10 protein-coding genes are annotated in these 13,029 nt (G+C 68.4%); 5 read left to right on the top strand and 5 right to left on the bottom strand.

What is annotated here, in order from left to right; translation table 11 throughout:
• Positions 1 to 71: 71 nt before the first annotated feature.
• The 5 genes from K309_RS0111455 to K309_RS0111435 all read left to right on the top strand — a co-directional run bounded on the left by K309_RS0111455 (position 72) and on the right by K309_RS0111435 (position 4,295).
• Complete coding sequence (locus K309_RS0111455) at positions 72 to 1,448, top strand: L-serine ammonia-lyase (RefSeq protein ID WP_029046543.1); 1,377 nt, start codon at positions 72 to 74, stop codon at positions 1,446 to 1,448.
• 111 nt (positions 1,449 to 1,559) lie between these two features.
• Complete coding sequence (locus tag K309_RS0111450; RefSeq protein ID WP_029046542.1) at positions 1,560 to 2,297, top strand: MBL fold metallo-hydrolase; 738 nt, start codon at positions 1,560 to 1,562, stop codon at positions 2,295 to 2,297.
• Between the two features lie 27 nt (positions 2,298 to 2,324).
• The gene (locus K309_RS0111445) at positions 2,325 to 2,798 is read left to right on the top strand and encodes an OsmC family protein (protein WP_029046541.1); all 474 of its coding nucleotides are present in this window, start codon (positions 2,325 to 2,327) and stop codon (positions 2,796 to 2,798) included.
• Positions 2,799 to 2,904: 106 nt separating this feature from the next.
• A complete protein-coding gene (locus K309_RS0111440) occupies positions 2,905 to 3,642 on the top strand; it encodes an alpha/beta hydrolase (RefSeq protein WP_232232363.1) in 738 nt (245 codons plus the stop codon).
• 161 nt (positions 3,643 to 3,803) lie between these two features.
• On the top strand, positions 3,804 to 4,295 hold the full coding sequence (locus tag K309_RS0111435; RefSeq protein WP_029046539.1) for a glycine zipper family protein: 492 nt from the start codon (positions 3,804 to 3,806) through the stop codon (positions 4,293 to 4,295).
• 57 nt (positions 4,296 to 4,352) lie between these two features.
• Here K309_RS0111435 and K309_RS0111430 read toward each other — a convergent pair whose 3' ends face one another.
• From K309_RS0111430 to putA, 5 genes are all read right to left on the bottom strand, one after another.
• Positions 4,353 to 5,468 carry a YbdK family carboxylate-amine ligase gene (locus tag K309_RS0111430; protein ID WP_029046538.1) on the bottom strand — a complete coding sequence of 372 codons (1,116 nt, stop codon included), beginning with the start codon at positions 5,466 to 5,468 and terminating at the stop codon, positions 4,353 to 4,355.
• Positions 5,468 to 6,691 (bottom strand): cation:proton antiporter, encoded by a 1,224-nt coding sequence (locus tag K309_RS0111425; protein ID WP_029046537.1) that lies wholly within the window; start codon positions 6,689 to 6,691, stop codon positions 5,468 to 5,470. The genes K309_RS0111430 and K309_RS0111425 overlap by 1 nt, the downstream gene beginning before the upstream one ends.
• Before the next feature lie 160 nt (positions 6,692 to 6,851).
• Positions 6,852 to 8,810, bottom strand: coding sequence for a tetratricopeptide repeat protein (locus K309_RS0111420; RefSeq protein ID WP_029046536.1), 1,959 nt, complete (start codon positions 8,808 to 8,810; stop codon positions 6,852 to 6,854).
• A gap of 160 nt (positions 8,811 to 8,970) precedes the next feature.
• Positions 8,971 to 10,122: a branched-chain amino acid ABC transporter substrate-binding protein gene (locus tag K309_RS0111415; protein ID WP_029046535.1), complete on the bottom strand. Its 1,152-nt coding sequence runs from the start codon at positions 10,120 to 10,122 to the stop codon at positions 8,971 to 8,973.
• Positions 10,123 to 10,302: 180 nt separating this feature from the next.
• Positions 10,303 to 13,029 (bottom strand): bifunctional proline dehydrogenase/L-glutamate gamma-semialdehyde dehydrogenase PutA (gene putA / locus K309_RS0111410; RefSeq protein WP_029046534.1); only part of this gene is annotated, 2,727 nt, incomplete at its 5' end.

Raw genomic sequence — 13,029 nt, 5'->3', positions numbered from 1 at the left:
GTGTCCGCTGCAGTACTTCGACCGCCTAAAAAGAGCCTCTGCAGGGCCACACCCATTGCTGGAGACATTCCGTGGCAGTCAGCGTCTTCGATCTGTTCAAGGTGGGCATCGGCCCGTCGAGCTCGCATACCGTGGGCCCGATGCGCGCGGCCCTGATGTTCGCGCAGGGGCTGGAGCGCGACGGCCTGCTGCCGCAGGTGGCCAGTGTGCGGGTCGAGCTGTACGGCTCGCTCGGCGCCACCGGCAAGGGCCACGGCACCGACAAGGGCGTCATCCTCGGCCTGATGGGCGAGTCGCCCGACACCATCGATCCCGATTCCATCGACACTAGGCTCGCCGCGTTGCGCAAGACGCGCGTGCTGTCGCTGCTGGGACGCCATATCGTGCCCTTCGTCGAGAAGGAGCACATCGCGTTCTACCGCCGCGAGGCACTGGCCGAGCATCCCAACGGCATGAAGTTCCATGCCTTCGACAGCAGCGGGGCGAGCCTGCGCGAAGCGCGCTACCTGTCGGTGGGCGGAGGCTTCGTGGTCACGGCGGGTGCGCCTAATACCCAGGTGCTGAACGCCGCGCAGCAGTTGCCCCATCCGTTCCGCAGCGGCAAGGACATGCTGGACATGGCGCAGGCCAGCGGCAAGAGCATTGCGCGGCTGATGCTGGAAAACGAACTGACCTGGCGCAGCGAGCAGGAAGTCAACGACGGGCTGCTGCATATCTGGGACGTGATGCAGACCTGCGTCGCGCGCGGCTGCCGCACCGATGGCGAGCTGCCGGGGCCGTTCAAGGTGAAGCGGCGCGCGCCCGAGCTGTACCGCAGCCTGACCGAGCGCGCCGAGCGCACCTTGTCGGATCCGCTGTCGGTGATGGACTGGGTCAACCTGTACGCCATCGCCGTCAATGAAGAGAATGCGGCGGGCGGCCGCGTGGTGACCGCGCCGACCAATGGCGCCGCCGGCATCATCCCCGCCGTGCTGCACTACTACGACCGCTTCGTGCCGGGCGCGAACAAGCAGGGCGTGGTGGACTTCCTGCTGACCGCGGGCGCGATCGGGCTGCTGTACAAGCTCAACGCATCGATCTCCGGCGCTGAGGTCGGCTGCCAGGGCGAGGTCGGCGTGGCCTGTTCGATGGCCGCCGGCGCGCTTGCCGCGGTGCTCGGCGGCAGCCCGGCGCAGGTGGAGAACGCGGCCGAGATCGGCATGGAGCACAACCTCGGCCTGACCTGCGACCCGGTCGGCGGGCTGGTGCAAATCCCGTGCATCGAGCGCAATGCGATGGCGTCGGTCAAGGCGGTCAACGCGGCACGCATGGCGCTGCGCGGCGACGGCACGCACTACGTATCGCTCGATTCGGTGATCAAGACCATGCGCGAGACCGGCGCCGACATGAAGACGAAGTACAAGGAAACGGCGCGCGGCGGGCTGGCGGTGAATATCGTGGAGTGCTGACCTCCCATAAACAAGTGAGAGGTGCCAGAGGACGCCTGTTGCGCACCCAATGCGCATCCATTGCGGCGTATCATGGCGGCGTTCCCCGACTGCAGAACAAGAGGGCCCGCCATGCAGACCTTCCACCAGCTCTTTGACGATACCTCGTCCACCTTCACCTACCTGCTGATCGATGCGGAAACGAAGGAGGCGCTGCTGATCGACCCGGTCGACCACCAGTTCGAACGCGACCTGGCGCTGGTAAAGGATACCGGCGCACACCTGGCCTGGGTCATCGAGACCCACGCCCACGCCGACCACATCACCTCCGCCGGCCATCTCGCCATGCAGACCGGCGCGCACACCGCGGCGCCATCGGGCTGCGATATCAAGCCGGCACAGAAGCAACTGATCGACGGCGACACTGTCGCATTCGGCAAGCAGGTGCTGCGCGCGATCCATACGCCCGGCCATACCGCCGGCAGCATGAGCTACCTGTGGGAAGAGCCCACATCCGATGGCATCGTGCGCCGCGTCTTCACGGGCGACGCACTGCTGATCGACGGCTGCGGCCGCACCGATTTCCAGTCGGGCGACGCCGGCACGCTGTACGACAGCCTGACCCGCAAGCTCTTTGCGCTGCCCGACGATACCCGGGTCTACCCCGCGCACGACTACAAGGGCCAGACCTCGTCGACCATCGGCCATGAGCGCGCGCACAACAGCCGCGTATCCGGCCGCACGCGCGAGGAGTTCATTGACATGATGCGCAACCTGAACCTGCCCCGGCCCAGGCTGATCGATATTGCGGTGCCGGCCAACCAGCGCCTGGGCCTGCGCGACGGCGAGAGCGTGCCGCACGGCGCCTGAAGCATTCCCAACATTAGGAGTCTGCGCATGTCCGTATATACCGCCGAGGTCCTGTGGCAACGCGACGGGCAGGATTTCATCGGCAACCGCTACAGCCGCAGGCATGTCCTGCGCTTCGATGGCGGCGCGGAAGTCCCGGGTTCGTCGTCGCCTGATGTGGTGCCGTTGCCGATGTCGGATGCCAGCGCGGTCGACCCGGAAGAGATGTTCATCGCCTCGCTGTCGAGCTGCCACATGCTGTGGTTCCTGTCGCTGGCGGCGAAGCAGCGCTTTGTCGTCGACCGCTATGTCGATGCCGCCACCGGCGTGATGGAAAAGAACCGCGAGGGCCGGATGGCGATGACGGTGGTGACCTTGCGCCCCCATGTCACCTTCTCCGGCGAGCGCGAACCGACCCGCGACGAGCTGGAGCGCCTGCATCATGCCGCGCACGATGCCTGCTTTATCGCCAATTCGGTCCGGACCGAAGTGCGGTGCGAACCGGTGGTCGCCGGCGCCTAGCCCGCCTGCCATGCGGGCAACCGCGCTGCCTGCGGCACGGTCCGCGTCGGCGCGGCGGCGGCTGCGCTGGCTGCTGGCTTGCGTGGTCCTGCTTGGGTCCGTCCTGATGCTGCAGGATCGCTTCCTCTACTTTCCCGACAAGGCCTCGGTGGACGACATGGTCTCGCCCGGACTGCGCGCATGGCCGGGCCCGGATGATTTTCGCGGCCTGCTGGCCGAGCCGCACGGCCCCGCCCGCGGGACCGCCATGGTCTTCCACGGCAATGCCGGGCACGCCGGCCATCGCGGCTACTACGCCAGCGTGCTGACGCGGCTGGGTATCCGCGTGATACTGGCCGAATATCCCGGCTATGGCCCGCGCGACGGCGCGCTTGGCGAGCGCAGCTTCGTCGACGATGCCGGCCAGGCGATTGCGCTCGCCCGGCACCAGTTTGGCGGCCCCCTGCTGCTGGTCGGCGAATCGCTCGGCGCCGGTGTTGCCGCGGCCGCCGCAACGCGCCAGCGCGAGCATGTCGATGCCTTGCTGCTGATCACGCCGTGGGACAAGCTTGCCCACGTTGCCGCCCACCACTATGCATGGCTACCAACCGGATGGCTGCTGCGCGACCGTTACGACAGCGTGGCCAACCTGGCCGCCTTTGGCCGCCCGGTCATGGTGGTTGTGGCCGAACGCGACAACATCGTGCCGCCCCGGTTCGGCAAGGCGCTCTATGAAGCGCTGGACGAACCCCGCCGCCTGGCGGTCATCGACCATGCCGGGCACAACGACTGGACCGGGTACGTCGACGAGGCATGGTGGCGCAACGCGCTCGCGTTCCTGCTGTCGCCGCCCGCATCCCGCTGATCCGCGCGTGCTGCCGGGCACCTGCGGGCACGCCTTGGTACCCGCCACGCCCGGCGCTTTGAAAGGATGCATTGACTTAGCCACGCTGGCTGCAATACTGGCCTTCACACACACGGCCGCTACCGCACACGGCGGCGGCTGCCAACGGCGGGGGATCGATCATGAAACGAAGGCAGAACCGCACGCTGTTCCGCGGCCTGGGCATGCTGGCGGCAGCGCTGGCGCTGGCCCCGGCCCCGGTGCTGGCGCAAGGCAAGCCCGTGGCCTATCCGGCCAAGGGCCAGAGCCAGCAGCAGCAGGCCAGTGACGACGGCGCCTGCTACAGCTGGGCCAAGCAGCAGTCCGGTGTCGACCCCGCGCAGGCTGCCGCGGCACCGCCACCGGCGCAAGCGCAAAGCGGGCAGCGCGTGCGCGGTGCCGCCGGCGGCGCGGCTGCCGGAGCAGTCGTTGGGGCAATCGCGGGCGATGCCGGCAAAGGCGCGGCGGTTGGCGCTGCAACGGGTACGGTGGCAGGCGGCGTGGCACACCGGCAGTCACGGCGCCAGGCCAACGCCGCCAACCAGCAGGCGCAGGCCAACACCAATCAGGCGATGGGGTCGTATTACCAGGCCTGGTCCGCGTGCATGCAAGGGCGCGGCTATAGCGTGAAGTGAGCCGCGTGCATTGAGTGACGTGCAGTGGCGGCGGGTAGCGGCGGGTAGCGGGCGGCGTTACACCGCCCAGCGCTCGCACGCCTTGCGCACGGTCTCGCGCTGGCTGCGCGCGTCGGCATCGGTCTGGCGCAGCCATTCGGCATCGCCGTCGCGGCGCTCGGCCAGCGCGCGGATATTGGCCAGTGCCGACAGCGAACCGAGCGCCTCGGCATGCGGCACCAGCGCATCGCAAATCGACAGGATATGGTCGGCGATCGGCATCCGGGTCAGCTCGTTGGGATGCACGTATTCACCGTCCAGCCCGAAGCGGCACGCCTGGAAGCGGTTGAAGGTGTACACCAGGTAATCGTCTTCCTGCGGCATGAACGGGCGCGACAGCAGCAGGTAGCGCGCCAGCATCTGGATATAGGCGGCGATATCGCAGGCGCGCTGCACCGTCAGCGGCGTGTCCATCACGCGGACCTCGATGGTGCCGAATTCCGGCTTCGGCCGGATATCCCAGTAGAAGTCCTTCATGCTCTCGATCACGCCGGTATTGCGCATTTTCTCGAAGTACGCGGTGAAGGCATCCCAGGTCAGCAGGAAGGGCGCGCGCCCGCTCATCGGGAAGGCCGCGACCGAATTCAGGCGCGCCGAGGCAAAGCCGGTATCGACACCCTGCACGTACGGCGACGACGCCGCCAGCGCAACGAAGTGCGGCACGTAGCGGCCGATGGCGTGCAGCAGGAACAGCGACTCGTCCGCGCTCGGGCAGCCGATATGCACGTGCTGGCCGAACACGGTGAACTGCTTGGCCAGGTAGCCATAGAGCTCGGAGATGTACTGGTAGCGCGGCGAATCCGAGATGGTGCGGTCGGCCCATTGCATGAACGGATGCGTGCCGCCGCCGGAAATACCCAGGTTGAGCGAGCGCGAGGCCGCCACCATCAGGTCGCGCATGGTGGTCAGCTCGTCCAGCGCCTGCTGGTAGCTGTGGCAGATGCCCGTGCTGATCTCGATCATCGACGGGCTGATCTCCGGCTTGATGTCGCCGGCGTGCTCGGCGCCCTTGAGCGCGCGCAGCAGGTCGGGCGCGAACGGCGCCAGGTCGTAGTCGTGGCGGTTGACCAGCTGCAACTCCAGCTCCACGCCGAAGGTCAGCGCCTCGGATTGCTTGAACGATTCGAGCGACATCAGCGCCCTCCTCCGTTGGCCCGGGATTCGCCGGCGAAGCGCAGCGCCCACGCTGCCATCACCGGGCCGAGCAGTTGTTCGATCGCCAGCGCGCACAGGATGATGGCGGCCAGCGGCTGTCCGGTCCCGGGGTAGATGCGCGCGACGTCACTCATCAGCAGGTAGGCCAGCCCCGACATCGGCGCCAGCGCCACCCCCAGGGCCATGCACTGGCGCATGCTCAGGCCCGAAAACGATCCCAGCGACACCACGCCGGCAAGCTTGGCGAGGTGGCGCAGCAGCACCAGCACGACGGCATATGCGCCACCCACGACCCAGTCATGCGCGGTCAGCGGCAGGCCCAGCGACACCACCATCACAATGATCAGCAGGCTGCCGGCGCTGCCGAAGTGCGGCGGCCAGACATGCGGCTGGCTGTCCTGGTGCTTGAACACCACGCCGGCCAGCAGCAATGTCAGCGGCATCGACAATTTTAGTACCCGGGTCAGCGCCAGCGTGAACAGCACCAGGCCCACCAGCACCAGGAAGCTGTAGTGGTCATCGGCCGACATGCGCTCATAGATCACATGGCCGACCTTCCCCACCACCCATGCCAGCAGGCACGAACCCACCAGCAGGTAGAGCGGGTGCAGCAGCGCGGCGCCCAGGTTGCCATATTCGGAATGCAGCCAGCCGGTGGTCAGCTGCACGATCGCGGCGGCATAGATGCTGTTCAGCGCTGCCATCGCCATCAGCCGCTCGGTGACCTGGCCTTCGGCGCGCAGTTCGTTCTTGAGCTGCAGCACGATGGTGGGCGAGGTGCTGACGGCAATGCCGCCGGCCAGGATCGCCACGCCGGGCGAGGCGCCGATCCATTGCAGCACCGCCGCGACCAGGCCCCAGGTCAGCAGGCTCTCGAAGGCGCTGGTCAGCAGCAGCCAGCGGTTGGCGCGCAGCCAGGTCAGCGACAGCCGGTGCCCGAGTTCGAACAGGGCCAGTGCCAGCGCCATATCGATCAGGATACGGGTCTGGTTGATCATGTTCTCGTCGACGATGCCGCGCCCGAGCATGCCGGCGAACAGCCCCACGACGGCGTAGCCCACGATGCGCGGGCAGCGCAGCCAGCGGCGGCTGACTTCCCCCGCGAGGCCCGCGCCTACCAGCGCGAGTCCGACCCAGAACAAGCCGCCTGGGGCGAGGGGGAGTGTTGGAAATAGTTGGCTCAGTCCGTTCATGGTCGACATGGTAATGTAAGCACATGACAATCCATGTCAGTGATTGTCCGACACCGCACCAAACGAGCGACTAACTTCGGTCAACTTCATGTAAAAAACGCCATCTCCCGGATGGCGTTTTTTACATTTTTGCGAGGACCCCGGCGCGGCCGGGTGTCCGTGCGGCGTTTCAGACGCCCCAGACTTTCCAGCGCGGGCGGGTTGACTTCAGCGCCGTCTCCATCTGCGCGTACAAAGTGCGCGTAGCGCCCTGCGCGGCACCGCGGGCGCGGGCCTTGTCGAAGTAGGCCAGCGCCGTCTCGCGCTGCTGCAGCCCGAGCGCCGACTCGACCACGCGCAGGCATACCTCGGCATCCCAGTCATCGCGCACGGCAAAGGCCGCGACGAAGTCTGCCATGGCCGCGTCGTGGCGCCGCGCGGCGTTGTGGACCAGTCCGCGCTGCACCCGTGGCCCGGCCTGGTCCTCGGGATCGCCTTTGGTCAGGGCGACCGCCTGCTCGAACATCGGCAGCGCGCGCTCCGTGTCGCCCAGTTCACGCCACAGCAGGCCGAAGCGGTTGTACAGCCAGGCATCCTCGACCAGCAGCGCGCGGCGCTGCTGGGTCTCGATCTCGGCGAGCGCGTCGGCACGGTCATGCTCGTCCATGCGCGCCATCTGCGCCTGCAGCAGCGCGGCAAAGTGCGCGCGCGCATGCGCCATGGGGTGCGCGGCCTCGCTGCGGGCCTCCACCGGCAGCGCATCCAGGCGCGCGTCCATGTGCGCCATCGCGGCGCGCGCGGCCTCGGCCGGTTCAGCGCCGCCCATGGACTTCCACGCCGCGATCAGGCGGCTGAAGGCCCAGGTGACATCGGCCGGGTTGCGCTCGAGCGGATAGCGGTTCAGCACTTCGCCGGCCAGCTCGACCACCTTGCCGTGCTGGCCCGCGCCGGCATGGCAGTCGAGCAGGTCGATCCAGTGGTCGATGAACTCGCTGGCGGCCATGCCGTGGCGATGCAGCGCGATGCGCTCTTCCAGGTGCGCGGCATCCGCGGGCAGGCTGCGCGCCAGCAGGCGGCACAGCAAGGAGTACACGTGCGGATCGGCATTGCCGCCGTGCCCGGCGGCATCGCCCTGGCCCGTGGCGAAGTACTGGTCGTAGCAGGCTACACCGTGGCGGCAGGCGGCCACTAGCGCGGGGCGCAGCGCCGCCTCGGCGGCGGGGACTTCGTCGATGAACTCGCCCAGCGCCATTGCGGCGCGGTAGTAGGCGGCGCCGTCGTCGGACTTGTCGGTGATGGCGAAGCGCAGCCAGGGCTCACGTTCGGCATCCTGCACGCCGGCCTTGGCCAGCTGATGGCGCCAGGCCAGTTCGCGTACCTGTGCCTGCGGGTCGGGCACCTGGCGCAGGTAGACCGCAAGATCGTCGAGCGCTCCCTGCATGTCGCCCACGCCCCAGCGCAGCGGCGCGCGCAGCCGGCGTGCCTCGGGATGGTCGGGATGGTCGGCCAGCACGCGGGCGGCCTGGTCCGCTGCGAGCGCGTCGCCGGCATCGGCGTCGAGTTGCAGCAGGTGCGGATTGTCCAGCGCCACGCGCCCCAGGCAGATACGCATCAGCGGCTCCACCGGCACGCCGGCCGCCTCGGCACGGGCAATGTAGTCGCGCACCAGCGGTGTGATGTCTTCGGCGCCCAGGTCGGGATTCCGGAACATCAGATCGTGCCAGTAGCGTGCCGCGGCCGCCATGTCGTTCATGCGCAGCGCGGCCAGGCCGGCGTGGAAATGCGCCGGCCATTCGCCCGACAGCAGTCCGCTGCGCTGCGCGGCCTCGTGCAGCCACGGGCGCGCCTCGGCGTCGCGGCCCAGGCTCATCAGCATGGCGCCGTAGCGGTGCGCGATCACGCCGCGCGAGGCCCAGCGGTGCGGCGGCTGCAGCGGCAGGCTGTCCAGGCGCGCAAGCGCCTCGTCCAGCACTGCGAGCGCCGCGGCGGCATCCCCCTTGTCGAAGTGCAGCCGCGCGCGCAGCGTGACGAAATCGACCACCTCTGGCCGAGCCTGCGCAAGCTGGTCGGCGATCTGCAGGGCTTCGGCAAAGCGGCCCTGGTTGGCAAGCTCGATGGCGTGGTCGTAGCTGACTTCCGGCACGGACACGTACTGCTCCTTCTGCATTTTGGTAAGCGAGTGCGGGATTATGCGCCATGAGAGCGATCCGCATCCGGACAACCATCGGCACGGCCGCCGCTTTCTTGACATTTGCCCAATGCAAAACGCCACCCGAGGGTGGCGTCCTGCCTAGGCGGGCAACGATTCCTTACTTGCCGCCGACCGTCTCCAATACGGTCCACTTGCCGCCCACCACCTTGTAGACGGTGATGCCGCCGTCCTTCAGGTCGCCGCGGGCGTCATAGGCCAGCGTCTTGGTGGTCACGCCCTGCATGCTGGTCGCGGCCAGCACCGGCAGGTAGCGCGCCGGATCGGCCGAACCGGCCTTGACCATCGCACTCATCATCGCGGTGGCGCCGTCATACGAGTATGGCGAGTAGGTCTGCACCTTGGAGCCGAAGCGCTTCTCGTACTTCTTCTCGTAGGCGGAGCCGCCCGGCATCTGGTCCAGCGGCAGGCCGGCCAGCGACACCACGGTTCCTTCGGCGGCAGGGCCGGCCAGCTTCAGGAAGTTGTCGGTCTTGGACATTTCGCCCGAGACCAGCGGCGCCTTGATCCCCAGTTCCTTGACCTGCTTGGCCATCGGCGCGGACTGGGTCTCGGCGCCGCCGTAGAAGATGATGTCCGGGTTGCTGCGCTTGATGTTAGTCAGCACGGCCTTGAAGTCCACCGCCTTGTCGTTGGTGAACTCGCGGCGCACGACCTTGCCGCCGGCGGCCTTGGCGGCCTTCTCGAACTCGTCGGCCAGGCCCTGGCCGTAGGCGGTGCGGTCATCGACGATGGCGATGTTCTTCGCGCCCAGCTTCTTCACCACGTAGGCGCCGATCACCGAACCCTGCTGGGTGTCGGAGGTCATCATGCGGAAGGTGGTCTTGAAACCCTGCTTGGTGTATTCCGGCGCGGTCGCCATGGCGATCTGCGGAATGCCGGCGCGGTTGTAGACCATCGACGCCGGGATGGTGGTGCCCGAGTTGAAGTGGCCGAGCATGCCCTGGATGCCGTTGTCGACCAGCTTCTGCGCGACCACCGAGCCGGTCTTGGGGTCGGCCTGGTCGTCTTCGGAGACCAGCACGAACTTGACTTCCTTGCCGCCGATCTTCGGCTTGGTGGCGTTCATGTCCTCGATCGCGAGGACGATGCCGTTCTGCATGTCCTTGCCGTACTGGGCCTGGCCGCCGGTCATCGGGCCGGCATAGCCCAGCTTGATTTCCTGCGCTTGCGCGAAGGCTGCGGAGGCGGCGGTCAGGCCGGCCAGGGTCAGGGCAACGGTCATTGCCGTCTTGTGGAAAGTCGAGCTCATCAGATCTCCTTGGGTCCCAATTGGTGCCACTCTGGTGCCGCGGTGGTGCCGGTATGGCGCCCTGAGCGGCGTATTTTTCGAGGCGCGGCCTGGCAATGCCGCGCCCTCCTTGGTATGCGCGCCGGGGCAGGATCGCCGCCACCGGTGCGCGCTTCGACAAGACGCGCGTCCGAGAATGCCTCAGCCGATCGTCATCAAACTTGCGTTGCCGCCCGCGGCCGCGGTGTTGACCGACAGCGAGCGCTCGATCAGCAGGCGGTCGAGCGCGACGTTCGGTTCGCCCTGCGCCAGGCCCTGCACGCCGATGATCGGTCCCGGGCGCGCCGCCACCTGCTCGCACACCGTGCGCAGCTGGTCGGAGTCGCCGTGGTGCAGCACCGCATCGATGGCGATGTCCGCGGCGGTCCAGTCAGCCACCATGCGGACGCGCGATTGTACGCCCTTGGGCAGGCGCGCAAACAGCCCCCGCGCAACAGGGTTCTCCGGCCATACGGCACGCGCGCCGACGGTCAGCACGGCGCCCAGCTGCAGCGCCAGGTCGGCTTCCTGCGCGGCCAGGCACAGCACGTGAGCGCGCGGCAGCAGCGTGTAGGTGTTGCGCTCGCCGGTGGGGCCGGCCAGCGTCACCGCCAGGCCCGACGGCGATGTCTCGGCAAAGCGCGCGCAGGCGTCGGCGACCGCGGGCAGCTCGGTGGCGGCCCAGTTGCGGAAGGCTTCGGCGGCATGCGCTGCTTCATCGTCCGGGCCAACCTTCTCGGCGTGGTTCGTCACGTCGGCGGCGCGCACGCTGCGTGCCACCGCGTCCTGCGGACACACCGACAGCAGCCGGTGCAGGTAGAGCGGGCCGCCCGCCTTGGGACCGGTGCCCGACAGCGCCTCGCCACCGAACGGCTGCACGCCCACCACCGCGCCGACGATGTTGCGGTTCACGTACAGGTTGCCCACATGGGCGCGGCTGACGATAAACGAGATGGTCTCGTCGATGCGGGTATGGATGCCCAGCGTCAGGCCGTAGTTGGTGCCGTTGATCTGGCTGACCATGGTGTCGAGCGCCGCGCGCGGGAAGCGCACCACGTGTAGCACCGGGCCAAACACCTCGCGCTTCAGTTCCTCGATGCTGTCCAGCTCGATCAGCGTCGGCGGCACGAAGGTGCCGTTGCGGCAGCTGGCGCCCTGCGCGGCGTCGGGATCGGCCTGGTGGACGCGGCGGCCCTTGGCACGCATGGCGTCGATATGGCGCACGATGTTGGCGCGCGCCTCTTCGTCGATCACCGGCCCGACATCGGTCGACAGGCGGTCCGGGTTGGCCATGGTCAGTTCCTGCATCGCGCCCTTGAGCATTTCCAGCACGCGGTCAGCCACGTCCTCCTGCAGGCACAGCACGCGCAGCGCCGAGCAGCGCTGGCCGGCCGAGTCGAAGGCGGAGTTGACCACGTCGCCGACGACCTGCTCGGCCAGCGCCGAAGAGTCGACGATCATCGCGTTCTGGCCGCCGGTCTCGGCGATCAGCGGGATCGGGCGGCCGGCGGCGTCCAGGCGCCCGGCGACATTGCGTTGCAGGATGCGCGCTACCTCGGTCGAGCCGGTGAACATCACGCCCTTGACGCGCGCATCGCCCACCAGCGCTGCGCCGACGGTTTCGCCGCGGCCCGGCAGCAGCTGCACCGCGCCGGGCGGCACGCCGGCCTCGCGCAATAGCTTCACCGCGGCGGCGGCGATCAGCGGGGTCTGCTCGGCGGGCTTGGCCAGTACCGGGTTGCCGGCGGCCAGCGCCGCGGCGACCTGGCCGGTGAAGATCGCCAGCGGGAAGTTCCACGGGCTGATGCAAACCACCGGGCCCAGCGGGCGATGAGTCTCGTTGTCGAAGCCGCGGCGGATCTCGGCGGCGTAGTAGCGCAGGAAGTCCACGGCCTCGCGCACTTCGGCGATGGCATTGGAGAAGGTCTTGCCGGCCTCGCGCATGATGATGCCCATCAGCGACTGCATCTGGGCTTCCATCAGGTCGGCGGCGCGCTCCAGCGCGGCGGCGCGCACGTCCGGCGGCGTCGCCTGCCAGATCGGCGCGGCGTTCACCGCGGCCTGCAGCGCGGCGTCGACGTCGGCCTGGCTGGCTTCGGTGACCTGGCCGACCACGTCGCGGTGGTCGGCGGGGTTCAGCACGGGCGTGGTGATGGCGTCGGCTGCGCGCGGCAAATCGGCGACCAGCGCGGCCCCCAGCATCGGCTCGGCGACCTGGCGCTCGCTGGTGCCCGCCAGCAAGGCCGACGACAGCGAAGCCAGGCGGTGTTCGTTGGCCAGGTCGATGCCGGCGGAATTGGGACGGCTCTTGCCGTACAGCGTGCGCGGCGACGGGATGCGCGGATGCGGCAGGCCCAGCGTGCCTTCGTCGCGGTGCATGGCTTCGACCACGGCGACCGGGTCGGCCACCAGTTCGTCCAGCGAGATGGTGTCGTCGGCGATGCGGTTCACGAACGAGGTGTTGGCGCCGTTCTCCAGCAGGCGGCGCACCAGGTAGGCCAGCAGCGTTTCATGCGTGCCGACCGGCGCGTAGATGCGGCACGGACGGTTGAACTTGCCGTCGGCGGTCGGGCCCACCACCTGGTCGTACAGCGGCTCGCCCATGCCGTGCAGGCACTGGAACTCGTACTGGCCGGGGTAGTAGCTGTGGCCGGCGATCTGGTAGATCGCGGACAGCGTGTGCGCGTTGTGCGTCGCGAACTGTGGATAAATCGCGTCGGGCACCGACAGCAGCTTGCGCGCGCAGGCCACGTACGACACATCGGTGTAGACCTTGCGCGTGTAGACCGGATAGCCCTCCAGGCCTTCCACCTGGCCGCGCTTGATCTCGCTGTCCCAGTAGGCGCCCTTGACCAGGCGGATCATCAGGCGGTGGCGGCTGCGGCGGGC

The organism is Cupriavidus phytohabitans (genome assembly GCF_000426345.1).
Taxonomy (GTDB): Bacteria; Pseudomonadota; Gammaproteobacteria; order Burkholderiales; family Burkholderiaceae; genus Cupriavidus.
The sequence above is the reverse complement of the archived record's forward strand: the minus strand, read 5'-3'. Positions and strand labels throughout refer to the sequence as shown.